This is a genomic window from Micromonospora sp. Utrum1, assembly GCF_057197805.1.
Genome location: NZ_CM170071.1, coordinates 6983930 through 7005646, shown reverse-complemented (window position 1 = coordinate 7005646; position 21717 = coordinate 6983930). Strand labels below are relative to the sequence as shown.

Sequence of the window (21717 nt, the reverse complement as noted above, 5' to 3'; positions counted from 1 at the left end):
GCCCGGGACCCCTGAGCGGGCCCCGGGCGTCACCGGTCGGATCAGCGCACGAAGCGCGGCGGGCTGACCGGGCCCTCGTTCCAGAGCCGGTCCAGCGCGGTCACGTAGTAGGTGTGCGCCCCGGCCGACGCCGTGGTGTCCACCCAGGACTGCACGTCACCCTCCGTGCCACGGACGGTCGCGACCAGGTGGGACGCGTCGGCGAAGTCGCAGCGGTCGGCCAGGCCGACGCCGTCGAACCGGTAGATCGCGTACCCGGTGGCGTCGCCGAGCGGGCCCTGGCCGTAGGCCGGCTGCCGCCAGCTCAGGCGCACCCCGTCGTCCTGCCGCTCGGCGCGGGTGACCACCGGGGCGAGCAGCGGCTGGGCCGGCAGGTGCGACATGGTCGGCACCAGCGCCGGTCGGGAGTAGTGCTCGGCCGCGTAGATGTCGGTGGCGCCGAGCCGGTTCGCCCGCACCTGCACCGCGGAGAAGTGCACGTTGCCGAGCACCTCCGGGTACGACCGGTTGAGCGTCAGGTGGTTCGACAGCTCCTGCGGGTTCATCCAGAACGAGCCGTACGCCGGGTCACCGCTCTTGTAGTCGGCCTGCCCGATGTAGAGCTGGACGCGGGTGCCCCGCACGGTCTCCGCCCACCACGGCACCAGCCGGGCGTAGTCGGCGGCCGGGTACTGGCCGATGTACCAGTAGAGCTGCGGCACGATGTAGTCGATCCACTCCTCCTTGACCCACTTGCGCGTGTCGGCGGAGATGATGTCGTACGACTGCGAGCCGGTGGTGTCCGAGCCGTTCGGGTCGGCCGACTTGTTGCGCCAGATGCCGAACGGGCTGACGCCGAACTTCACCCACGGCTTGACCGCCTTGATCTTGGCGTTCATCTCCTGGATCAGCAGGTTGATGTTGTCCCGCCGCCAGTCGGCCTTGTCGGTGAAGCCCCGGTTGTACTGCGCGAACGTGGCGTCGTCCGGGTACTGGTAGGTGCCGCTCGGGTACGGGTAGAAGTAGTCGTCGAAGTGCACGCCGTCGACGTCGTACCGCTTGACGGCGTCCATCATCGCGGTCTGCACGAACTCGCGGACCTCGGGGATGCCGGGGTTGTAGTAGAGCCGGCTGCCGGCGACCCCGGCCGGCGGGTAGGCGAACACCCAGTCCGGGTGCTGGCGCACCGGGTGGTTCGGGGCGAGCTTCGAGATGTCGGCGCCGGCGCCGCCGGGGGCCGGCATGGAGACCCGGTACGGGTTCATCCAGGCGTGGAACTCCAGGTTCCGCTTGTGCGACTCCTCGACGAGGAAGGCCAGCGGGTCCCAGCCAGGGTTCTGGCCGCGGACGCCGGTCAGGTACTCCGACCAGGGCTCGACCTCGGAGGGCCAGAACGCGTCCGCCGTCGGGCGGACCTGGACCACGACGGCGTTGTGGTTGAGCTTCTGGGCCAGGTCGAGCCAGGCCAGGTACTCCGCCTTCTGCTTGGCGATCTGGTCCGGCGCGGTCCAGGACGCCTTGGTGGGCCAGTCGATGTTCGTCACCGAGGCGATCCACATGGCCCGGAACTGCCGCTTCGGGACGGCCGGGTCGGTGACGCAGGTGGTCGCGGTGGAATCGGTCGCCGTGTCGCTCTCCGCGGCGCTGGCGGGGGTGCCGGCGACGAGCGCGCCGAGCAGCGCCACGGCCAGCCCGGCGGCTCTGAGCCGAGTTGCCTTCATGCGGTGCGGTCCCTTCGTTGGGCTCCCGGGGGGACGGTTTCGGGTGGCGACGGACGCCCGGCGCATCCGGCAAGATTCGCCGCAGATTGTCTATCGCTGGTAGAAAACTTTCATCAATCCGCAGGTGGCGCAAGACCTCCGGCCGGATCGATGGGCAGGTGGGGCCGAACGTCCGAGGGTGAGTCGGACCACAACCCGATCCGTGACCTTTCCGACACCCGGCGTACCGGATTACCGGGGCTGGGGCCTGGGTAGCTTGGCCGGTCACGGACCGCCACCGTGGTGGTCGCACGGTGGGAGGTGGTCATGTCCGTCCTGCGGACGAAACCGATCCGGGACGTGCTCGCCCAGGGAGAGGCCGACGGCGAGGACGGCCGGCCCGGGCTGCGTCGCCGGCTCGGCGCGGTCGACCTGATGGGCTTCGGCATCGGCATCGTGATCGGCACGGGCATCTTCACACTGACCGGCATCGAGGCGAAGAACCACGCCGGCCCCGGCGTGGTGATCTCCTTCGCCATCGCCGGCGTGGTCGCGCTGCTCGCCGCGCTCTGCTACGCGGAACTGGCGTCCAGCGTGCCGACCGCCGGCAGCGCCTACACCTACGCGTACGCGACGATGGGCGAGATCGTCGCCTGGATCATCGGCTGGGACCTGCTGCTGGAGTTCGCCCTCGGCTCGGCGGTGGTGGCCCGGGGCTGGTCCGGCTACCTGGCCTCGCTGTTCAACCTGCCGAGCGCCTGGTTCGCCGAGGAGGGCAGCGTGGTCAACCTCGGCGCGATCGCGATCGTGCTGATCCTCGGCGTCATCGGCATCGTCGGCATCCGGGAGTCCGCCCGGGTGACCAACCTGCTGGTCCTGGTCAAGGTCGCCATCTGCGTCTTCATCGTGGTCGCCGGGCTGTTCTTCGTGAAGGCCGCCAACCTCAGCCCGTTCATCCCGTCGACCGAGCCGGCCGGCGCGGGCGAGGACGGCATCCGCCAGCCGGTCACCCAGGCCGTCTTCGGGCTGGAGCCCTCCGTCTTCGGCTTCGCCGGGGTGCTCACGGCCGCGGCGGTGGTGTTCTTCGCGTACACCGGTTTCGAGGCCGTGGCGAACCTCGGCGAGGAGACCCGCAAGCCCCGCCGGGACCTGCCGCTGGGCCTGCTCGGCACGCTGGGCGTCTCCACCGTGCTGTACATCGGCGTCTCGCTGGTCGTGGTCGGCATGGTGCGCTACACCGACATCGACGAGGGCGCCCCGATCGCCTCGGCCTTCGAGGCGGTCGGCGCCGGCTGGGCCGCCGTCCTGGTCTCCATCGCCGCCGTCGCCGGCCTGACCAGCGTGATCCTGGTCGACCTGGTGGCCATGGGCCGGATCGGCTTCGCCATCGGCCGGGACGGGCTGATCCCGCCGTCGATCGCCAAGGTGCACCCGCGCTGGGGCACCCCGTACCGGATCTCGGCGATCATGACGATCGGCGTGGCCCTGCTCGCCGGCTTCCTGCCGCTCTCCGCGCTGGCCGACCTGGTCAGCATCGGCGCGCTCTGCGCGTTCGTGCTGGTCTCGGTCGCGGTGCCGATCCTGCGCCGGCGGCGCCCGGATCTGGAGCGGCCGTTCAAGGTGCCGTTCTCGCCGGTGCTGCCGATCGTGTCCGCGCTGGCCTGCCTCTACCTGATGCTCAACCTGTCGGTGGAGACCTGGCTCCGGTTCCTCGCCTGGATGCTGGTCGGCGGGCTCATCTACTTCGGCTACGGCTACCGGAAGAACCGCCTGGCCCGCCGGGAGGCGGCCGCCGACGAACCGTCCCCCGCCCTGCGCTGACCCGCCGGGAAGGGCCCCCGGCCGACGCCCGACGTCGGCAGGGGGCCCTTCCCGCGCTCAGGGCCGGGGTTGCGGGGTGGCCGTCGGCCCCTTGACGACCGGCTTGCCGTCGGTCCAGACCACCTCGTCGAGCCACACCTGGCGACCCGGGTCGGTGCTGCCCTCCTGGCCGGGCGGCCAGGCGTGGTAGAGCAGCCAGGTGCGGCCGTCCTTCTCGATCATCGACGCGTGGCCCGGGCCGGAGGCGACCCCGTTGGACTTCAGGATCGGGTTCTCCGGGGCCTTCACGCACGGCCCGATCGGGCCCTCGCAGACCGCGTAGCCCTCGGCGTAGCCCGCCTGGTCGTAGGCGTTGGCGGCGAAGAAGAGCAGCAGCTTCCCGTCGTGGCGGTGGAAGAACGGCCCCTCGATGAGCGCGCCCTCCCAGGGCTCGGTCTGCTTGAGCAGCTTCGTCGGGCTGCCGATCAGCCGCAGGCCGTCCGGCGACAGGCGCTGCGACCAGAGCCAGGTGTCCACCCCGATGGCGTTGCCGTCGTTCTTCCAGAGCAGCCACAGGCTGCCGTCGGTGTCCCGGTACGGGCTGGCGTCGATCGAGCCGCCCAGCTCCGCCTGGCAGACCAGCGGGCCGGCCGCGTCGTCCCGGTACGGCCCGAGCGGGGTGGCCGCCACCGCCCGGCCGACGCACTGCCGGCCGGAGGCCCGATCGGCCACCGTGTAGTAGAGGACGAACCGGTCCGGGGCGAGCTGGACGGCCTCCGGCGCCCAGGTCTTCCCGGCGTCGGCCCAGCCCGGCAGATCCGGCAGCGCGTCACCGGCCGGCGCCCAGTCGACCAGGTCGGGCGAGGTGAGCACCGGGACGTTCCGGCCGCCCGAGTTGGTGTGGAACAGGTACCAGGTCTCGCCGACCCGGATCGCCTGCGGGTCCGGGGCGTCGCTGCGGACGACCGGGTTGGTGAACACGTGCGCGTCCTCCGGCGTACTCGAGGGGGTTTCTCCGCTGCCGCAACCGGCGACGAGCAGCGCGGCGGCCAGGGCCGCCGCGCCGCGTCGCCGGGTCCGCCGGTCGATCATCCCTTCAGGCCGCTGCGGGACACGCCCTGGATGATGTGCCGCTGGGCGAGCACGAACAGGATCAGCACCGGCACGCTGGCCAGCACCGCCCCTGCCATGATCACCGGATAGTCGGTCACGTAGGCGCCCTGGAGCAGGCCCAGACCGGCCGGCAGGGTCAGCCGCTCCGGGCTGAACAGCACGTAGACCGGCCAGAGGAAGTCGTTCCAGTTGGTCAGGAACGACAGCACCGCCAGAGTGGCCAGCGCCGGCTTCGACAGCGGCAGCAGCACCTGGGAGAAGACCTGCCAGTGGTTCGCCCCGTCCAGCACCGCCGCCTCCTCCAGTTCGGCCGGGATGGAGAGGAAGAACTGGCGTAGGAAGAAGACGCCGAACGCGCTCGCCGCGCCGGGCACGACCACCACCGTCAGGGTGTCGATCCAGTTCAGCCGATCGGCGATCACGAAGTTCGGGATGATCAGCGAGGTGGGCGGCAGGAACAGCGTGCCGACGATCAGCGCGAAGCTCAGCTTCCGGCCCCGGAACCGCAGCCGGGCCAGGGCGTACGCGGCCATCGACGCGGTGACCAGCACCAGCAGCGTGTGCAGGCTCGCGGCCAGCATGCTGTTGACGAACCAGCGCAGGACCGGGTTGGCGGTGTTGTGGAGGATCTGGTCGTAGCCGTAGCTGGAGAACGGGTTCGGCAGCCAGCTCGGCGGGTCCTGCTGCGCGTCGTCGTACGTCTTCAGCGAGGTCAGGGCCATCCAGACCAGCGGGGTCACGAACACCGCGGTGATCAGGAGCAGCGCGGCGTAGCGCACCACCCGACGCACGTTCGTCATGGTCGTCCCCTCAGTCTTCCCGGTAGCGGAACAGCCGGAAGTTGACGATGCTGACCACCGCCAGCAGCAGCGCGAAGAGCACGCTCATCGCGGACGCCTGGCCGACGTCGTAGTTGCGCAGCCCTTCGTCGACGATCCGCCACACCACCGTCCGGGTCTGCTCGCCCGGGGCGCCCTGCGTGATCAGGAAGGACTGCCCGAAGACGTTCGCCGAGGCGAGGATGGTCGTGGTGAGCACGAAGAGCAGCACCGGGCGCAGCCCGGGGAGGGTGACGTGGCGGAACCGGGCCCAGGCGTTCGCGCCGTCCATCCGCGCCGCCTCGTACAACTCGGCCGGGATGTCCTGGAGCCCGGCCAGGTAGATCACCGCGTTGAAGCCGCAGGTCCACCAGACCGTCACGCCGACGAGTGACACCCAGGCCCACGGCACGTCGGTCACCCACGGGGTGTCCGCGGGCAGCCCGACCGCGCCGAGCAGCCGGTTCACCAGGCCGAGGTTCGCGTCCAGCAGGAAGCGCCAGAGCAGGCCGATCACCGCGACGCCGAGCACGTACGGGGCGAAGAAGGCGGCCCGGAAGAACGTCCGGCCGGGGAACTTCTGGTTCAGCAGCAGGGCCAGGCCCAGCGGGACCACGACCAGCAGCGGCACCGACAGCACCGTGAAGATCGCCGTCGCCCGGACGCTGGACCACCAGTCCGCGTAGTCGGCCGAGTCGCTGGAGAACAGGTCCCGGTAGTTCTCCAGCCCGACGAACGGCCGGTTCGGCAGCTGGAGGTCCCACTGGTGCAGGCTGATCCAGACGCCGAACAGGATCGGCGCCAGCCCGAAGACCAGGAAGAGCACCAGGTACGGCGCGAGGAAGAGGTACGGGGTCGCGCGGTGCCCCCGTTCCGTCACGCCCCGGCGGCGGGGGTTGCCCGCCGGGGGCGGCGCGTCACCACGCGCCGCCCCGACCTCGATCACGTCCGCCACCGCGGATCAGCTCCCGTACTTCTTGCGGTTGTCCTCAAGCTGCTTGTTGGCCTTGTCCACCCCGTCGTCCAGCGCCTGCTTCGGCGACTTCTTGCCGAGCGCCGCCTCGTTGAAGGAGTTGTAGAAGGTGGTCATGACCTCGCCGAGGCCCGGCGAGGCCGGCGGGAAGGCGGCGTACTCCAGCTCGGGGGCGAGTGCGCTGATCTCCGGCAGGGCCTTGAACTCGGCACCCTCCCGGACCTCCTTGCGGGCCGGGATCTGGCCACCCTTGGCCCAGTCGAGCGAGTGCTGGCTGAGCCAGTTGATGAAGACCTTCGCCCCGGAGACCTTGTTGTTGTCGGCGCTGCGCTGCTTGACGATCGTGAAGTTGTGCGAGTTCGCCCAGGTGGCCTTCTGGCTGCCGATCTGCGGCAGCGGGGCGACGCCCCACTGCACCTGGGGGCTCTTCTTCAGGTCGTTGATCTGCCAGATGCCGTTGAAGTTGAAGGCGTTCTTGCCGCTCTTGAGCGCCAGGTAGTCGGCGTCCTGGCCGACGTTGGCCGGGGAGAAGCCCTGCTTGATCATGTCGACCAGCCAGGTGCACGCCTCGACGGCCGGGTCGGAGTTGAAGGTCGCCTTCGCCACCTCGGGGTCGAAGAGCGTCCCACCCCACTGGTGCAGCAGGCTGTAGAAGGTCATGCCGCCGGTGAACTGGAACGGGCTGACCCAGAAGCCCTGCACGCCGGCCTTCTTCAGCTCGGTGAGCGCCGCCGTGTACTCGTCCTTGGTCGTCGGCGGCTTGTTCGGGTCCAGGCCGCCCTTCTGCATGACGGCCTTGTTGTAGTAGAAGCCCATCGGGTGCATGTCCAGCGGGATGCCGTACCGCTTGTCGTGGTAGATGCCGCCCTTCCACACCGTCGGGGCGAAGTCGCCCTCGCTCAGTTCCAGGGCCTTGGCCACGTCGTCCAGCTCGGTGATCACCCCGCGGGCGGCGAAGGTGGCGAGCTGGTCCATGTGCATGACCGCGATGTCCGGGCCGTTGCCGCTGGTGACCGCGCCGGGCAGCTTGCTGTAGTAGTCCTGCCACTCGTAGGTGATCACGCTGACGGCGATGTTCTGGTGCTCGCTGTTGAACTGCTCGACCAGCTTCTTGAAGATGTCGCCGTCGCCGCCGGTGAAGCCGTTCCAGAGCTTCAGGTCGACCTTCGGGCCGGTGTATTCCTTGCCGCCGTTGCCGGCCGCGGTGGACCCCTTGGTGCTGCTGCCGCCGCCGCAGCCGGCCAGCGTCAGCGTGGCCGCCGCGCCGAGCCCGACGCCGAGGCCGAGCAGCCGGCGCCGGCTCATCTCGTTCTGGATCATGCTTACTCCTTGGGGGACGGGTTGCAGTATTGCCTGGTCACGGCTGAGGCGCGAAGCGCAGCAGGTTCCAGGAGCAGGCGGGCAGCGCCACGGAGCACCGGCCGCCGTCGAGGGTGGGGGTGGTGACCTCCCGAGGCGTGACCCGCTCGGGCTCCGCCTCGGTGTTCGTGGCGGCCGGGTCGGCACCGGCCGCGAGGGTGGTGTGACCGACGGCGCGCAGGCCGGGCAGCCCGCGCAGGTCCAGGTCGAGCGGGAGCTCGTTAGAGCCCCGGTTGACCGCGAAGACCGCCAGTTCGCCGGTCTCCTCGTCGTGCACGGCGACGGTGTCCAGCACCGGCACCTCGCCGTACCGCTTCGTCTCGTACGTCGGGCCGACCGGCTCGGTGCGCAGCACGGTGCCCCGCGCGTACCGGGCGGTCAGGGCGAAGGGGTGGAAGATGCTCTGCCGCCAGGCCGGCCCCCCGTTGCGGGTGCGGATCGGGGCGATCACGTTGGCGAGCTGCGCCTGGCAGGCCACCCCGACCCGGTCGGCGTTCCGGAGCAGGGTGATCAGCAGGTCGCCGACCACCACGGCGTCGACCGCCGTGAAGTCGTCCTCGATGAGGGCCGGCGCCTCGACCCAGCCGCGCCGGTCGAGGTCGGCCTGGAGGCGGGACTGGTACCAGACGTTCCACTCGTCGAAGGAGATCTTCACCTTGCGCTTGTGCCGCTGCTTGGCGGCCACGTGGTCGGCCGTGGCGACCACCTCGCGGATGAAGCTGTCCATGTCGACGGCGGAGGCCAGGATGCTGGCCCGGTCGCCGTCGGACGGGTCGTAGTAGGTGTGGGCCGAGATGTAGTCGACGTGCTCGTAGGTGTGCTCCAGGACGGTCGCCTCCCACGAGGCGAAGGTCGGCATCCCCCGGTTGGAGCTGCCGCAGGCGACCAGGCTGATCGACGGGTCGATCATCTTCATGGCGCGGGCGGTCTCGGCGGCGAGGCGGCCGTACTCGTCGGCGGTCTTGTGGCCGACCTGCCACGGCCCGTCCAGCTCGTTGCCCAGGCACCAGAGCCGGACCCCGTACGGCTCCTCGGCGCCGTGCTTGCGGCGCAGGTCGGACAGCTGGGTGCCGCCCGGGTGGTTGGCGTACTCCAGCAGGTCGCAGGCCTCCTGCACGCCGCGGGTGCCGAGGTTGACCGCCATCATCGGCTCGACGCCGGCCTCGGCCGCCCAGGTCATGAACTCGTCCAGCCCGAACGCGTTGGTCTCGATGGTCTTCCAGGCCAGGTCCAGCCGGCGCGGACGGTCGCCGACCGGGCCGACGCCGTCCTCCCACCGGTAGCCGGAGACGAAGTTGCCGCCGGGGTAGCGGACCACCGATACGCCCAGCTCGCGGGTCAGCTCCAGCACGTCGCGCCGGAAGCCGCGCGGGTCGGCGTCCGGGTGCCCCGGTTCGTAGACTCCGCCGTAGACGCAGCGCCCCATGTGCTCGACGAAGGAGCCGAAGAGGCGACGGTCGGCCGCGCCGATGGTGAAGGTCGGGTCGATCGTCAGCTGCGCGTTCGGCACGGTGCCACCCTTTCCTCGGTGCTGTCCCGGTGACCTCGGTCACCGGTGTCCCTGGTTTGTACAACGTTGTAAGCAACGATGTAAAGGGGTCGTTACGTCGTCGTGACGCGGTAGAGTGCGCCCCAGCAGTCACCCGGGAGGAAGTTCAGTGCGGCACAGGCTCAAGGACGTCGCGGAACGGGCCGGCGTGTCGGTGAAGACCGTCTCCAACGTCGTCAACGGCTACCTGCACGTCCGCGCGGACACCCGCGCCCGGGTCGAGGCGGCCATCGCCGAACTCAACTACCGGCCCAACCTCTCGGCCCGCAACCTGCGCAAGGGGCGCACCGGGGTGATCGCCCTGGCCGTGCCGGAGCTCGACATCCCCTACTTCGCCGAGCTGGCCCGGCACGTGGTCACCGCCGCCGCCGAGCACGGCTGGACGGTGCTGATCGACCAGACCGGCGGCGGCCCGGAGCAGGAACGCAAGGCGGCCAGCGGGATCGGCGACCACATGATCGACGGCCTCATCTTCAGCCCGCTCGCGCTCACCGCCGACGACCTCGTCGGCCTCGACGGCATGCCGATGGTGCTGCTCGGCGAGCGGGTCGACCACGGCCCCGCCGACCACGTGGTGGTCGACAACGTGGCCGCCGCCCGGGAGATCACCGCCCACCTGGTCGGGCTCGGCCGCCGCCGGATCGCCGCGATCGGCTCGCAGCGCACCCCCGAGGGGGCCAGCGCCCGACTCCGCCTGGCCGGCTACACCGCCGCGCTGGCCGACGCCGGCATCGGCTACGACGAGCGCCTGGTGGCGCCCGCGCCGGCCTGGCACCGCGCGGACGGCGCGGCCGCCATGCGGCACCTGCTCACCTCCGAGGTACGCCCCGACGCCGTCTTCTGCTTCAACGACACCCTGGCCCTCGGCGCGCTGCGCGCCCTGCACGAGGCGGGCCTGCGGGTGCCCGACGACGTCGCGGTCGCCGGCTTCGACGACATCGAGGACGGCCGCTTCTCCATCCCGACCCTGAGCACGGTCGCCCCCGACAAGGAACGCATCGCCCGCCTGGCGGTCGAACTCCTGGCCGGCCGCCTGACGGGCGACCGGGAGGCCCCACCCCGCGAACTGGTCGCCCCCCACCGGCTGGCCCTCCGCGAATCCGCTCCGCCCCGTTGATCATGAGGTTGGCGGCGTGCCCGTGTCGGACGGCGGGTTCCGGTGCGGGTCAGTCGAAGAAGCGGGCCAGGTGGGAACCGGGTGGGGGTGGGGCGTCGGGAGGCAAGGGGGTGAGGTCGGCGAAGATGGAGGCGCCGTCGTTGCCCACGTGCAGCGGATACCAGCGCGGGGTGCCGGGCGGGCGCTGACCGCAGATGCCCTTGAAGGTCTGCACGTCCAGCAGCCGGACGTGGGTCGGGTCGGCCACCGCGTTCACGTGCCGCCACCAGGGGCTCATCACGTGCAGCACGCCGCCCGGGCGCAGCGCCCGGTGACACTCGTCGAGCAGCGGCAGGAAGTCGATCAGGTGCTCCAGGATGTGCACCGCGAAGAAGACGTCCACCGAGTCGTCGGCCAGCGGCAGCGAGCCGGAGAGGTCGGCCACCGCGTCCACCCCGGGCGCCGGGTAGATGTCCAGCCCCAGGTTGCCCGGCCACTGCTTGGTCGCCCCGCAGCCCAGGTCCACCACCACCGGCGCCCGGCCGGCGACGCTCACCCGGCCCCAGACGCCGAACACCCCGGCGAGCCGGCCCACCAGGTCCCGGACCAGCCGCAGCTCGGCCGGGTCGGCGACCGCGCCGTCGAGGTGGGCGACGCCCCGGTCGAAGCGCACCTCGACGGCCAGCCCGCGCAGCCGCTCGTCGTGCCGGGCCAGATCGGCCCACGCGTCGGCGAGGAAGCCGTCGACCTCCCGCAGCCGCTCGCCAGAGAGTGCGGATTGCGCCACCGCCACCATTCGCCACCTCCGGGCGGCGCGATACCCGCATCCCCGCCCGATATGCCTCACCCGCCGGAGTCCCGGCCGCTTCCAGGCGGGCGGTGGTCAGCCGGCGATGGTGCGGCGGGCGGTGCGGGAGCCGCGCATCCGCTGGCGCGGCTGCGGAGCGGGCGCCTTCGGTCGTTTGAGGTGGTAGCGGTGCAACTCGTTGTTGCCGGGCAGCGACGGGTCCTCACTCATCGCGACCAGTTCCCAGCCCTGGTCACCGGCCCGGTTCAGGTGGGCCAGCGCGGTGTCGCCGTACGGCGTGACGTCGATCATGGAGCCGTCCGGGCCGTACCAGATGAAGACGACCTCCCACCCGATGTCGGTGGTGGCGGCCTGGCGGCGGCGGACCAGCAGCGCGTACTCCCACTTGAGCATGGGCTCATTCTCACCCCGCGCGACCGGATCGGCACGGATCAATCCTCGGCGATCCGTCCGTCCGTCACCCGCAGCCGCCGGTTCACGCTCACCGCGTCCAGCATCCGCCGGTCGTGGGTCACCAGCAGCAGCGTCCCCGGGTAGCCGGCCAGGGCCGACTCGAGCTGCTCGATCGCCGGCAGGTCCAGGTGGTTGGTCGGCTCGTCGAGCACCAGCAGGTTCACCCCGCGCCCCTGGAGCAGGGCCAGCGCGGCCCGGGTGCGCTCGCCGGGGGAGAGGGTGGCCGCCGGCCGCAGCACGTGGTCGGCCCGGAGGCCGAACTTGGCCAGCAGCGTCCGCACGTCCGCCGGGTTCAGCTCGGGTACGGCCGCCCCGAACGCGTCCAGCAGGGGCTGGTCGCCGAGGAAGAGCCCCCGGGCCTGGTCCACCTCGCCCACCACGACGCCCGGACCGAGCGCCGCGTGCCCCTCGTCCAGCGGCAGCCGGCCCAGCAGCGCGGCCAGCAGGGTGCTCTTGCCGGACCCGTTCGCCCCGGTGATCGCCACCCGGTCGGCCCAGTCGATCTGGAGGTCCACCGGGCCGAGGGTGAAGTCGCCGCGGCGTACCACGGCGCCCCGGAGCGCGGCCACGACGGCGCCGGCGCGGGGCGCGGCGGCGATCTCCATCCGCAGCGCCCACTCCTTGCGCGGCTCCTCGACCACGTCCAGCCGCTCGATCAACCGCTCGGTCTGCCGGGCCTTGGCGGCCTGCTTCTCGCTGGACTCCGACCGGAACTTCCGGCCGATCTTGTCGTTGTCGGTGGCCTTGCGGCGGGCGTTCTTCACGCCCTTCTCCATCCACGACCGCTGCGTCCGGGCCCGCGCCTCCAACTGGGCGCGGGTGCCGGCGTACTCCTCGTAGTCCTCGCGGGCGTGCCGCCGGGCCACCTCGCGCTCCTCCAGGTAGGCCGCGTAGCCGCCGCCGAAGTGGTTGACCTGCCCCTGGTGCAGGTCCAGCTCCACGATCCGGGTGACGGTCCGGGTGAGGAACTCCCGGTCGTGGCTGACCAGCACCGTGCCGGCGCGCAGCCCGGTGACGAAGCGTTCCAGCCGGTCCAGGCCGGCCAGGTCGAGGTCGTTGGTGGGCTCGTCGAGCAGGAAGACGTCGTACCGGCTGAGCAGCAGCGAGGCCAGCCCGGCGCGGGCCGCCTGGCCGCCGGAGAGGCCGGTCATCGAGTGGTCCAGGTCGACGCGGAGCCCCAACTCGGCGGCGACCTGCTCGGCCCGCTCGTCCAGGTCCGCCCCGCCCAGGTCGAGCCAGCGCTCCAGCGCCGTGCCGTACGCGTCGTCCGCGCCCGGCGCCCCGGCGGTCAACGCCTCGGTGGCGGCGTCCAGCGCCGCCTGCGCCGCGGTCACCCCGGTCCGCCGGGCCAGGAAGTCCCGGACCGTCTCACCCGGGCGGCGCTCCGGCTCCTGCGGCAGGTAGCCGACCGTGGCGGTGGGCGGGTTCAACGCCACCGACCCCTGCTCCAGCGGCTGGAGCCCGGCCAGGGTGCGCAGCAGGGTGGACTTGCCGGCGCCGTTCACCCCGACCAGCCCGACCACGTCGCCGGGGGCGACCACCAGGTCCAGGTCGGCGAAGAGGAGGCGGTCGCCGTGCCCGGCGGTGAGGTCCTTGGCGATCAACGTGGCGCTCATGAGGAGATCGAGCCTACCGGCGCGGCCGGCCGCGGCGAATCGGATGACCCGGGCTCGGGGTGCGATCGAGGTGAGGGAGACTCACAGCCGTGGTGACCACTCTGGCGATCGACTGCGGGGGCGGCGGGATCAAGGCCTCCGTGCTGGACGCCGCGGGGACGATGCGGGCCCGGCCGCTGCGGGTCCCCACGCCGTACCCGCTGCCGCCGGCCCTGTTCGTCAAGACGCTGCTGGATCTCGGCGGCCGGCTGCCCCCGGCGGACCGGCTCACCGTCGGGATGCCCGGCATGATCCGGCACGGCGTGGTGGTGGCCACCCCGCACTATGTCACCCGCTCCGGCCCGCGCAGCCGGGTCGACCCCCAACTGGTCGCCGAGTGGTCCGGATACGACGCGCGCAGCGCCCTGGCCGAGGCGTTCGGCGTCCCGGCGCTGGTGCTCAACGACGCCGAGGTGCACGGCGCGGGCGTGGTCGCCGGGACCGGCTGCGAGCTGGTGCTGACCCTCGGCACCGGGCTGGGCAGCGCGCTCTTCGACGGCGGGGTGCTCGCCCCGCACCTGGAGCTGTCGCACGCCCCGGTGCGCTGGAACACCACCTACGACACGTACGTCGGGGAGCCGGAACGGCGGCGCCTCGGCGACGCGTTCTGGTCGCGGCGGATCCGGCAGGTGGTGGACGGCCTGCGGCCGGTCTTCCGCTGGGACCGGCTCTACCTGGGCGGCGGCAACTCGCGGCTGATCCGGCCGGAACAACTGGCCCGGATGGGCGACGACGTCGTGGTCGTCCCGAATACGGCCGGAATCGTCGGTGGTGTCCGGGCCTGGGACCTGGTCGGCGACCGGTACGACCCGACCACCTGAGCGATCACTCCGAAGGAACACTCGCGGTACGGCTGTTGTTGTGCCAGCGTCGGACAAAGGGCTGGCGCGACAGGAGGAGGTGGATCGAGTGGATCTTCTGGCGGAGTACCGGCGGGCGACCATGTTCTTCGAAGCGGGTGACCCGACCGGAGCGGCCCGGCTGCTCGAACCGATCGTCGAGGCCGAGCCCGGCAACTCCTCGGTACGGCAGCTGCTGGCCCGGGCGTACTTCCAGTCGGCCCAGCTCAACCGGGCCGAGGAGCAGCTGCGCGAGCTGGTCGACCGGGACCCGAGCGACCACTACGCGCACCACGTGCTGGGCCGGACGCTGGAGCGGATGAACCGTCCCGTCGACGCGCTGCGGCACCTGCGCATCGCCGCGGCCATGTACTCGACCAACGTCGACTACACCGCGGCGCTGCGCCGGGTGGAGGGCGAGGTCGGCGGTCGCTGACGGTTGACGACGAAGGGCAGCCCTGCCGGGCTGCCCTTTGGCGTACCTAGGATGGGCTCGTGAAGCTCAAGCTCGATCTCCACGACATCTACAACCGGGGCCACGACATCGACCGGGCCCTGCGCGGGATCATGGACGAGGCGGTGGCGAAGAAGGCCACGCTGGTGGAGATCATCCCTGGTAAGGGCTCCGGCCAGCTCAAGAAGAAGGTGCTGCGCTTCCTCGACCAGAAGGACGTCAAGCAGCTGTACCACCGGGTCGAGAAGGACTCGAAGAACTTCGGCCGTCTCTTCGTGCATTTCCGCTGGAAGTAAGAGCCCCAGCCTCCGGACCTCTCACGCGACTCCCGGCACGGCTTGTGACCTGCTGAAACGCCTTCCGTCGGTTTTTGGCGTCTTCCGCCGTTGCTCGCGCTCAGTTGTGCCGGATCTGTGCCCCGCCTTGAACCTGTGGATTGCCGGCGACGCGCTTGCTGACGGCCCGGTACGCAGGCCGGCGAGCGTTCGCCCGTCGGCGAGGGCTGTGACGGTGCCATGTGTCTGGGTGCTGTTTGGGGGCCTGTGCGAGAGCGAGTTCCGACCCGTGGATGGCGAGCGTCAGCCGGGTGCACCAGGCCAAATCTGGATCAGCTGGTCGAGTGGTCTTATCCTGCCGCCATGCAGCAGACGTGGCGGGTGTCGCTAGTGGGGCGGTTTTTCGGCATCCTCGTTCTGGTTCTGGCCGGCATCGTTGCCTCGGCCATCGTCGTCAGCGGGCTCGATTTCGCTTCGAAGGTTGTTGCTGTGGTGCTGCTCGGCGGCTTGGCAGCTTTGGTCTACGTGAACGCGTTGCGCCCGTCGATCACGTTGACCAGCTCTGAGTTGGTGATCCGGAACAAGCTCAGGACGTACCGAATCGATCTCAACACGATCGTTCGCGTGGACGCCGGCTATCACGGCATAGGCGTGCAGACAAGGCACGGTCAGGTGGTCCACGGTTGGGCTGTCCAGAAGTCGAACCTCGCCCGGTGGCTTGGTCGACACACCCGCGCGGATCTCGTGGTCGAGGCGATCGAGAAGGAGTCGAAGGCAGGGGCTGAGTGCGGCGACGTGAGACAGGCCGCCGCTCCAATTGCGTGGCACCATGAGTCCTGAACTCAAGACCCTCCCGACGGCAAGCGAGGGTTGAGCCGCGCGACGCGACGCGGTTTTGACGGGGATGCGGCGCGTGTTCGTGGCCGGATGCCTCGCTTACAAGACTCACTGGCTAGGTGCCGACCCGGCGGGGCTCGAGCCGTCCCGTCCCCGGCCCGGTCAACTGCCAGAACTCCTGCGGCAACTGGTCGACAAGGTCCCCGTACTCCTTCGCGCTGGCCGACTCACGAAGGGTATCCAGCACGGCCTGTGCTCCGTCGGTGGCCACCTGGCGATCCACCCCGGCCCGTGACTGCACCCGTTCGAAGAACTCGACGAGCCCGAACCGTTCCGGATCTTCGGTGGGCCTACCCACCAGGCCTCGTAGCTCCTCAGGAAGCTGGGAGGCGAGGTCTCTCGCCTGGCCACCAGTGATCCGTTCTGCCAACGTCTCGAGCGTGGCGCGGGTGATCGGTTCCGCCTGCCCCGGCGGAACCTTCGGTCGCGCTGCCACGGACTGGATGAACTCGGTGTAGTCCACCTCGGATCCCCTCTCGAACCGGATTGCGGCGGATACCCGCGCCCGCCGGGGTGAAACGGCGGTTCGCCCGCCCTCAGCCGCGGGGTGGCGGAGGGCGGTGGGTGATCCGGCGGGTCACCCGAAGCTGGTACAGACCGGCGCTGGTGACGGCGTAGAACAGGGGAAGGAGGAGGAAGATGGCGAGGCCGACCAGCGGCGCCACCAGGTAGTGAAGTTGACCTGTTCGTTCCACCAGACCGCTGGTGCTCGGCTGGCGGTGGTCGGGTGATGGGCTGGGTTGTGCCCGATCTGTTCCCGCGATCTTGGGTTGGCATTGCGTCGCAGGTCAACGCGCTGGTCTGCTCCGGTTCGCACATTTCCGCTGGAAGTATGAGCCGGGGCTGCCCAACCTCCCACGCTGCCCCTGCCGATCTCAGCTCCTCACGCTTCCCGCTGGCGGCGGGCCCACCAGCCCATCGCGGCGAACCAGGCGAGCACCTCGGTGAACAGGACCCGCTGGGTCAGGCCGGCGATGCCGTGGCCGGCAGCCGTCGCGTTCTGGTCGAAGGTCATCGAGAAGACGGCGGTGAGCACGAGGGTCAGCGCACCCGCGATCAGCAGCCCGTTGCCGAAGCGCCGCCACTGTGGGATGCCGCGCAGGTAGCGGCCGGCGAGCGGGAAGCTGACGATCGGCAGTATGTAGATCAGCGCGGCGCCGGTGAAGTGCGGCAGCGGTGAGTCCAGGTCGAAGAGGCCGACCACCACGAGGCCGACGGGCGACAGCGCGAGCAGGACGGTGCTGACCCACCGCGTCGCGGGTCGGCCGGTGCCGGCGGTGCCCTGGAAGACGCCGACGACGCCGGCGAGAAGCAGCAGCCCGCTAAGCACGAAGGCGGCGTTCATGAACGGGGCGGTGTCGCCCATGCCGAGGCCGCTGATGGGCTGGCTCACCAGCGAGTAGGGCGCGATGTGGGTGCCGGCGACGGTGTAGCCGGGGCTCACGAAACTCAGGACGAGCCAGGCCAGCGTGAAGAGCACCGGGCCGGCGACAGCGCCGAGGGCCAGCACGCGAGACAGGTGGGAGCCGGTCACGGCGGCGGGAAGCGGCCGGACTTCGGGGGAGGTTCTGTGAGTCGTCATGGATCGATAGTCGCATGGCGACTAGTATCTCGGCAACTAGTATATGGTTCCCGGGCGACCAACGGCTTCCGTCGCTCTCCTCTGGCGTTGACGATCCTCGGGCTCCTCGAAGACGGTCCGCTGCACCCGTACCGCATGCAGCAGCTGATCAAGCAGTGGGGGAAAGACCAGGTGGTCAACGTCGGACAACGCGCCACCCTGTACAAGACGATCAACCGGCTCGCCGAGGCCGGGTTGATCGAAGTACACGAGACCACGCGCGACCACCTGTACCCGGAGCGCACGACCTACCAGCTCACCGACGCCGGGCGCGCCGCGTCCCGCCAGTGGATCGCCGAGATCCTGTCCACGCCGCGCAACGAGTTCCCGGAACTGCCGGCGGCGCTCTCGTTCCTGCCGATGATCTCTCCACGGGCCACTCAGGACCTGCTGGCCACCCGTCGCGACCGGCTGCTCCAGCGGCTTGCCGAACGCGACGCGCTGGTGGCGAAGGCCGGCGTCGAGCTTTCGCGCGTGACCATGCTGGAGACCGAATACCTGCGGACGATGATCGAGGCGGAAATCCACTGGATCGACAGTGTCGTGGCCGGCCTCCAGGACGGCTCCATCACCTGGAATCAGAGGGAGATGCGAGAGACCGCCGAACGCCTGGGCCGTGCGGCGCCTCTCGGCCCGCCACGTCAAGCGGACCTTTGACGGCTCGTGTGGGCGCTCGCCGGTCCGGCGTCCTCGTCAACCGGATCGCCATGTCCTGGGCCGACCAGCCGGACCCGAACACGGACCACCAGGGTCATCCGGCGTCGGTGCAGCACCCGTCCGCGCAGCCGGAGAGCTGGCCGGCCCTCGCGTCGGTGGCCGGGAGCGGTGCGCAGTCGTCGCAGTGCTCGCCGCGCCAGGCCTCCCGGCCCTCCTTCACCGCGACCCCCGCGATGACGAGCGCGGCGATCGGGTCGGCCCACGACCAGCCCCAGGCGGCGTTGACGACCAGGCCGACGAGCAGCACCGCCGACAGGTAGGTGCAGAGCATCGTCTGGGTGGAGTCCGCCAGGACGGTGGCCGAGCCGAGTTCCCGGCCGGTGCGCCGCTTGGCCCGTACGAGCAACGGCATCACGATCAGCGAGGCGACCGCGATGCCGATGCCGACCGGGCTGTGCTCGGCCTCGCCGCCGGCGAGCAGTGAGCGCACGGCGTCGAAGGTCACCCAGGCGGCCAGGGCGAAGAACGACACGCCGATCAGGCGCAGCGCCAGCCGCTCCCGGTCCTCCGGCACCCGGGAGCGGAACTGCCAGATCACCACGGCCGCGCTGGAGACCTCGACCAGCGAATCCAGGCCGAAGCCGAGCAGCGCCGTGGACGAGGCCGCCGCGCCGGCGGCGATCGCGACCACGCCCTCGATGAGGTTGTAGCCGGCGGTGGCGTAGGCCAGCCACAGGCTGCGGCGCGACAGCACCACGCGACGCTCAGGAGTCAGCAGCGAGACGCTCACGCCGCCACCTCTGCGGGCGAGCCGGCCGTGGTGCCGTAGACCGGGCACAGGGCGACCGCGTCACCCGTGGCCGCCAGGACCTGTTCCGCCGAGCGCAGCAGGTGCAGCAACTCCGGCCGGGTGAGCGCGTAAAGCGACTGGCGACCCTCGACCCGGTAGTCGATCAGGCCGCAGTCCCGAAGACACGCCAGGTGCCTCGACACCGTCGACTGCGCCAACCCCAACTCGCCGGTCAGATCGACCACCCGCGCCTCGCCGGACGCGAGTCGGCGCAGGATCGCCAGCCGGGTCGGGTCGCCGAGGGACCGGAACAGCGCGACCGCCGGAGCCAGTCCGGGAGTGCAACCAATCGCCATGGCGCGATGATAGCCGCCTTCGGCGATTAGACGGCCGGTGTGTCGCGAGAGACCGGCTCACCCGTCTCGAGCGCCGGCCGACAGGTGGGGCGCCAGGTAGCGGATCATCGGCCCGGCCGGATCCTGGTAGTCGAGGATGATGTCCGGATCACGGTCGGCCGGGAACCCGGTGCCGCTCACGCCGTCATCCTGGACGGGAACGGCGGCGGTCACCCGGACGTCCACGCACAGCACGCCACGATCGATCCCGGTGGCGAGCCCGCCCGTGATGATCACGGCAGCCGAACCGTGCTGGCCCCGCCGCGGGGGCGGGTGGCCGGCCTCTCCCGGGTTCGGCCCGGCCGGTCGGCAGCGGCAGACGCGGCCTCGGGCGTGCAGGGCCTGCGCCAGATGGTCGACCACGGCGAGGCGGGACGTGGGGCAGGCCACCTCGATCCGGAGGCCCTTGTCGACCGACGCCGCGACGATCGCGTCGGCGATGGTCGCCAGCGCTGCCCGCTCTCGGGCGATCGAGGAAAGGTCAGGCATGGAAGTGCCGTTCGCGCAGGCTTGACTTCACCTCTGTACAGGCGCGAGCGACCCCGGTGCCTGTTACATCACGTCTGCCCGGTGGTGGGGCGGGAACGCCGATCCGGGGACGGGCCGCCGCGGCGGGCCGATAATTCTCCGGGACGCAGCGTCGCCCGCGACCTGATGTCGACGGGAGGCCGGGCAATGACGACCGGAGGCGGCAGGGCGCTGGTGCGCCGGCCGGACGGGTCCACCCGGGCGACCCTGCTGGAGCTGCTCTTCGACGTCGTCTTCGTGGCGGCCCTGGCGCTGGTCTCGATGCTGATCGCCGAGCGGAACTCGTGGGCCGGCGCCGGGCCGGTCGTGATCATGCTGATGGCGATCTGGTGGACCTGGTCGGTCACCTCCACCACCACGGACTTCTACGACCCCGACCAGCGACCGATCCAGGCCATCCTGATGGTGACCGCGCTGGGTGCCGTCGTGATGGCGGCGGCGGTGGCCGTCGAGTCGCACGCCATGGTCTTCGCCCTCGGGTACGTGGTCCCGCACCTCGTGCGGGGCGTGGTGCTGGTGAGCGTGCTGCACCGGCAACGGCACCAGGCCGAGGGACGGGCCGCACGCTTCCTCTTCTGGTTCCTGGTCTCCGGCGTCCTCTGGATCGGCGGGTCGATGGTGGAGCCGCAGTGGACGCTCTGGGCCGTGGCGGTGGCGATCGACTACGTCTCGTCCGCGGCGCGCTACCCGACGCCCGGACTCGGCCGGGTGCCCGTCGCGCAGTACGAGAACACCACCGAGCACCTGGGTGAGCGCTACCAGCAGTTCATCATCCTGGCGCTCGGCGACATCATCCTGGTGCCGACGCTGGAGATCCACGCCGCCGACTTCACCCGCGCCCGGTGGGTCGCCTTTCTGAGCGCCTTCGCCGCCATGCTGCTGCTCTGGCAGATCTACGTCCTGGGGGCCGGCGCCATCGTGCGGACCACCGCGCCGCGGCTGCTCCGGCGGGCGACCCGGTTGGCGCCGTACACCCACCTGGTCATGCTGGCCGGCATCGTCGGCACCGCCGCCGGGTTCGACCTGGTCGTGGGGCAGCCCACCGGCGACACGCCGGCGCGGTGGATCGCCCTGATCCTCGGCGGGCCGGCGCTCCTCTTGCTCGGGCGCATCCTGTTTACCTACCGGATCATCGGCACCGCCCCGTGGCACCGGGTGCTCTGGCTGCTGATCCTGCTGGCCGTGATGCCGTTGGTGGGCGGCTGGCCCCCGGTGCTGGTCACCACCCTCGTCGTGCTGATATTGGCGGGGGTGGTGACCAGCGACGCCATGGCCGGGCGGAGGCCTCGACGCCCGCTGCGGGGACGGCCCGGCTGACGGATGCGACTCGCAGCGTCAGCCCGCCTTGCGGACCCGGTAGGCGAGGTGGGTGACTCCGTTGCCCTGCACGACCCTGGTGGGGCCCTCCAGGTCGAGGGGCGCGATCCGCAGGTTCGCGAAGAGCGGGATGCCGTCGCCGAGCAGGACCGGGACGAGGTCGACGTGGACCTCGTCGAGCAGGCCGGCCTCCAGGACCTGCGTGGCGATGGTGCCGCCGTTGACACCGACCTCCTTGTCGCCGGCGATGGCCCTGGCCCGGTCGATCGCGCTCTCGATGCCGTCCGTGACGAACACGAACGAGTCGCCCTCCCGGTCCCAGCCCTCCGGCACGTGGTGCGTGACCACGACCACCGGCACGTCCATCGGGTGCCGGCCGCCCCAGCCGTTGGTCATGTCGAACAGCCGCCGGCCGACGACGAGCGCACCGGTCCGCTCGATCAGGTCGCGAATGTGTTCCGCACTCGCCGTCGACGTACGGAAGGTCATGTCGGGGTTGGCCGTCGGCGTCTCCACGTCGCCGTTGCCGTACCACTGGAAGAGGTGTTCGAAGCCACCGTGGGACGCGTCGGCGATGTAGCCGTCCAGCGACATGGTGGCTCCGGTCGTCACCTTCGTCATCGTGCTGCTCCTCAGGTCGT

At 71.0% G+C, this 21717-nt stretch carries 24 protein-coding genes; 8 read left to right on the top strand and 16 right to left on the bottom strand.

Annotation, left to right across the window (positions count from 1 at the left end; genetic code table 11):
* Positions 1-41 precede the first annotated feature (41 nt).
* Positions 42-1700 carry a glycoside hydrolase family 10-like protein gene (locus AC0OLQ_RS32965; protein WP_484529382.1) on the bottom strand — a complete coding sequence of 553 codons (1659 nt, stop codon included), beginning with the start codon at positions 1698-1700 and terminating at the stop codon, positions 42-44.
* Between the two features lie 306 nt (positions 1701-2006).
* Here AC0OLQ_RS32965 and AC0OLQ_RS32960 point away from each other — a divergent pair, with 306 nt between their 5' ends.
* Positions 2007-3500, top strand: coding sequence for an amino acid permease (locus tag AC0OLQ_RS32960; RefSeq protein ID WP_484529381.1), 1494 nt, complete (start codon positions 2007-2009; stop codon positions 3498-3500).
* 57 nt (positions 3501-3557) lie between these two features.
* Here AC0OLQ_RS32960 and AC0OLQ_RS32955 read toward each other — a convergent pair whose 3' ends face one another.
* Genes AC0OLQ_RS32955 through arfA form a run of 5 tightly spaced genes read right to left on the bottom strand, consistent with a single transcriptional unit; the run spans position 3558 to position 9252 of the window.
* Complete coding sequence (locus AC0OLQ_RS32955; RefSeq protein WP_484529380.1) at positions 3558-4571, bottom strand: glycoside hydrolase family 43 protein; 1014 nt, start codon at positions 4569-4571, stop codon at positions 3558-3560.
* Positions 4568-5392, bottom strand: a complete 825-nt coding sequence (locus AC0OLQ_RS32950; RefSeq protein WP_357334670.1) for a carbohydrate ABC transporter permease — start codon at positions 5390-5392, stop codon at positions 4568-4570. The genes AC0OLQ_RS32955 and AC0OLQ_RS32950 overlap by 4 nt, the downstream gene beginning before the upstream one ends.
* 10 nt (positions 5393-5402) lie before the next feature.
* Positions 5403-6365 carry a carbohydrate ABC transporter permease gene (locus AC0OLQ_RS32945; RefSeq protein WP_484529379.1) on the bottom strand — a complete coding sequence of 321 codons (963 nt, stop codon included), beginning with the start codon at positions 6363-6365 and terminating at the stop codon, positions 5403-5405.
* A 6-nt stretch (positions 6366-6371) separates the two neighbouring features.
* Positions 6372-7703 (bottom strand): ABC transporter substrate-binding protein, encoded by a 1332-nt coding sequence (locus AC0OLQ_RS32940; RefSeq protein ID WP_484529378.1) that lies wholly within the window; start codon positions 7701-7703, stop codon positions 6372-6374.
* A gap of 37 nt (positions 7704-7740) precedes the next feature.
* Positions 7741-9252, bottom strand: coding sequence for an arabinosylfuranosidase ArfA (gene arfA, locus AC0OLQ_RS32935; protein ID WP_484529377.1), 1512 nt, complete (start codon positions 9250-9252; stop codon positions 7741-7743).
* 148 nt (positions 9253-9400) lie between these two features.
* Between arfA and AC0OLQ_RS32930 the strand changes: the two genes are divergently transcribed.
* Complete coding sequence (locus AC0OLQ_RS32930; protein ID WP_484529376.1) at positions 9401-10408, top strand: LacI family DNA-binding transcriptional regulator; 1008 nt, start codon at positions 9401-9403, stop codon at positions 10406-10408.
* 49 nt (positions 10409-10457) lie between these two features.
* Here the strand turns inward: AC0OLQ_RS32930 and AC0OLQ_RS32925 are convergent, their stop codons facing one another.
* The 3 genes from AC0OLQ_RS32925 to AC0OLQ_RS32915 all read right to left on the bottom strand — a co-directional run bounded on the left by AC0OLQ_RS32925 (position 10458) and on the right by AC0OLQ_RS32915 (position 13264).
* Positions 10458-11183: a methyltransferase domain-containing protein gene (locus tag AC0OLQ_RS32925; RefSeq protein ID WP_484529375.1), complete on the bottom strand. Its 726-nt coding sequence runs from the start codon at positions 11181-11183 to the stop codon at positions 10458-10460.
* 87 nt (positions 11184-11270) lie between these two features.
* A complete protein-coding gene (locus AC0OLQ_RS32920; protein ID WP_262282959.1) occupies positions 11271-11588 on the bottom strand; it encodes a hypothetical protein in 318 nt (105 codons plus the stop codon).
* Positions 11589-11626: 38 nt separating this feature from the next.
* Complete coding sequence (locus AC0OLQ_RS32915) at positions 11627-13264, bottom strand: ABC-F family ATP-binding cassette domain-containing protein (RefSeq protein ID WP_484529374.1); 1638 nt, start codon at positions 13262-13264, stop codon at positions 11627-11629.
* A gap of 89 nt (positions 13265-13353) precedes the next feature.
* Here AC0OLQ_RS32915 and AC0OLQ_RS32910 point away from each other — a divergent pair, with 89 nt between their 5' ends.
* The 4 genes from AC0OLQ_RS32910 to AC0OLQ_RS32895 all read left to right on the top strand — a co-directional run bounded on the left by AC0OLQ_RS32910 (position 13354) and on the right by AC0OLQ_RS32895 (position 15711).
* On the top strand, positions 13354-14124 hold the full coding sequence (locus AC0OLQ_RS32910) for an ROK family protein (RefSeq protein ID WP_357334686.1): 771 nt from the start codon (positions 13354-13356) through the stop codon (positions 14122-14124).
* An 88-nt stretch (positions 14125-14212) separates the two neighbouring features.
* Positions 14213-14578: a tetratricopeptide repeat protein gene (locus AC0OLQ_RS32905; RefSeq protein ID WP_484529373.1), complete on the top strand. Its 366-nt coding sequence runs from the start codon at positions 14213-14215 to the stop codon at positions 14576-14578.
* A 59-nt stretch (positions 14579-14637) separates the two neighbouring features.
* Entirely contained in the window at positions 14638-14892 is a 255-nt protein-coding gene (locus tag AC0OLQ_RS32900; RefSeq protein WP_046564396.1) for a Smr/MutS family protein, read from the top strand.
* A 342-nt stretch (positions 14893-15234) separates the two neighbouring features.
* Complete coding sequence (locus AC0OLQ_RS32895) at positions 15235-15711, top strand: hypothetical protein (RefSeq protein ID WP_484529372.1); 477 nt, start codon at positions 15235-15237, stop codon at positions 15709-15711.
* 112 nt (positions 15712-15823) lie between these two features.
* Here the strand turns inward: AC0OLQ_RS32895 and AC0OLQ_RS32890 are convergent, their stop codons facing one another.
* The 3 genes from AC0OLQ_RS32890 to AC0OLQ_RS32880 all read right to left on the bottom strand — a co-directional run bounded on the left by AC0OLQ_RS32890 (position 15824) and on the right by AC0OLQ_RS32880 (position 17350).
* Positions 15824-16231 (bottom strand): DUF2267 domain-containing protein, encoded by a 408-nt coding sequence (locus tag AC0OLQ_RS32890; RefSeq protein WP_484529371.1) that lies wholly within the window; start codon positions 16229-16231, stop codon positions 15824-15826.
* 73 nt (positions 16232-16304) lie between these two features.
* Entirely contained in the window at positions 16305-16463 is a 159-nt protein-coding gene (locus AC0OLQ_RS32885) for a hypothetical protein (protein ID WP_484529370.1), read from the bottom strand.
* A 188-nt stretch (positions 16464-16651) separates the two neighbouring features.
* Positions 16652-17350, bottom strand: coding sequence for a DUF998 domain-containing protein (locus AC0OLQ_RS32880; protein ID WP_484529369.1), 699 nt, complete (start codon positions 17348-17350; stop codon positions 16652-16654).
* A gap of 87 nt (positions 17351-17437) precedes the next feature.
* Between AC0OLQ_RS32880 and AC0OLQ_RS32875 the strand changes: the two genes are divergently transcribed.
* Positions 17438-18046: a PadR family transcriptional regulator gene (locus AC0OLQ_RS32875; RefSeq protein WP_484529368.1), complete on the top strand. Its 609-nt coding sequence runs from the start codon at positions 17438-17440 to the stop codon at positions 18044-18046.
* 94 nt (positions 18047-18140) lie between these two features.
* Here the strand turns inward: AC0OLQ_RS32875 and AC0OLQ_RS32870 are convergent, their stop codons facing one another.
* Genes AC0OLQ_RS32870 through AC0OLQ_RS32860 form a run of 3 tightly spaced genes read right to left on the bottom strand, consistent with a single transcriptional unit; the run spans position 18141 to position 19720 of the window.
* Positions 18141-18836 (bottom strand): cation diffusion facilitator family transporter, encoded by a 696-nt coding sequence (locus AC0OLQ_RS32870; protein ID WP_484529367.1) that lies wholly within the window; start codon positions 18834-18836, stop codon positions 18141-18143.
* Entirely contained in the window at positions 18833-19192 is a 360-nt protein-coding gene (locus AC0OLQ_RS32865; protein ID WP_484529366.1) for an ArsR/SmtB family transcription factor, read from the bottom strand. Before AC0OLQ_RS32865 ends, AC0OLQ_RS32870 begins: the two co-directional genes overlap by 4 nt.
* A 57-nt stretch (positions 19193-19249) precedes the next feature.
* Positions 19250-19720 carry a hypothetical protein gene (locus tag AC0OLQ_RS32860; RefSeq protein WP_484529365.1) on the bottom strand — a complete coding sequence of 157 codons (471 nt, stop codon included), beginning with the start codon at positions 19718-19720 and terminating at the stop codon, positions 19250-19252.
* A 186-nt stretch (positions 19721-19906) separates the two neighbouring features.
* Here AC0OLQ_RS32860 and AC0OLQ_RS32855 point away from each other — a divergent pair, with 186 nt between their 5' ends.
* Positions 19907-21076 (top strand): low temperature requirement protein A, encoded by a 1170-nt coding sequence (locus AC0OLQ_RS32855; protein WP_484529364.1) that lies wholly within the window; start codon positions 19907-19909, stop codon positions 21074-21076.
* A gap of 18 nt (positions 21077-21094) precedes the next feature.
* Here the strand turns inward: AC0OLQ_RS32855 and AC0OLQ_RS32850 are convergent, their stop codons facing one another.
* Positions 21095-21697, bottom strand: coding sequence for a dihydrofolate reductase family protein (locus AC0OLQ_RS32850; RefSeq protein ID WP_484529363.1), 603 nt, complete (start codon positions 21695-21697; stop codon positions 21095-21097).
* Positions 21698-21717 lie beyond the last annotated feature (20 nt).

Bases quoted from the DNA above. Each gene is read 5' to 3' on its own strand.
- AC0OLQ_RS32965 (WP_484529382.1), bottom strand. From the start codon at position 1,700: ATGAAGGCAACTCGGCTCAGAGCCGCCGGGCTGGCCGTGGCGCTGCTC.
- AC0OLQ_RS32960 (WP_484529381.1), top strand. From the start codon at position 2,007: ATGTCCGTCCTGCGGACGAAACCGATCCGGGACGTGCTCGCCCAGGGA.
- AC0OLQ_RS32955 (WP_484529380.1), bottom strand. From the start codon at position 4,571: ATGATCGACCGGCGGACCCGGCGACGCGGCGCGGCGGCCCTGGCCGCC.
- AC0OLQ_RS32950 (WP_357334670.1), bottom strand. From the start codon at position 5,392: ATGACGAACGTGCGTCGGGTGGTGCGCTACGCCGCGCTGCTCCTGATC.
- AC0OLQ_RS32940 (WP_484529378.1), bottom strand. From the start codon at position 7,703: ATGATCCAGAACGAGATGAGCCGGCGCCGGCTGCTCGGCCTCGGCGTC.
- AC0OLQ_RS32925 (WP_484529375.1), bottom strand. From the start codon at position 11,183: ATGGTGGCGGTGGCGCAATCCGCACTCTCTGGCGAGCGGCTGCGGGAG.
- AC0OLQ_RS32920 (WP_262282959.1), bottom strand. From the start codon at position 11,588: ATGCTCAAGTGGGAGTACGCGCTGCTGGTCCGCCGCCGCCAGGCCGCC.
- AC0OLQ_RS32915 (WP_484529374.1), bottom strand. From the start codon at position 13,264: ATGAGCGCCACGTTGATCGCCAAGGACCTCACCGCCGGGCACGGCGAC.
- AC0OLQ_RS32895 (WP_484529372.1), top strand. From the start codon at position 15,235: ATGCAGCAGACGTGGCGGGTGTCGCTAGTGGGGCGGTTTTTCGGCATC.
- AC0OLQ_RS32880 (WP_484529369.1), bottom strand. From the start codon at position 17,350: ATGACGACTCACAGAACCTCCCCCGAAGTCCGGCCGCTTCCCGCCGCC.
- AC0OLQ_RS32865 (WP_484529366.1), bottom strand. From the start codon at position 19,192: ATGGCGATTGGTTGCACTCCCGGACTGGCTCCGGCGGTCGCGCTGTTC.
- AC0OLQ_RS32860 (WP_484529365.1), bottom strand. From the start codon at position 19,720: ATGCCTGACCTTTCCTCGATCGCCCGAGAGCGGGCAGCGCTGGCGACC.
- AC0OLQ_RS32855 (WP_484529364.1), top strand. From the start codon at position 19,907: ATGACGACCGGAGGCGGCAGGGCGCTGGTGCGCCGGCCGGACGGGTCC.
- AC0OLQ_RS32850 (WP_484529363.1), bottom strand. From the start codon at position 21,697: ATGACGAAGGTGACGACCGGAGCCACCATGTCGCTGGACGGCTACATC.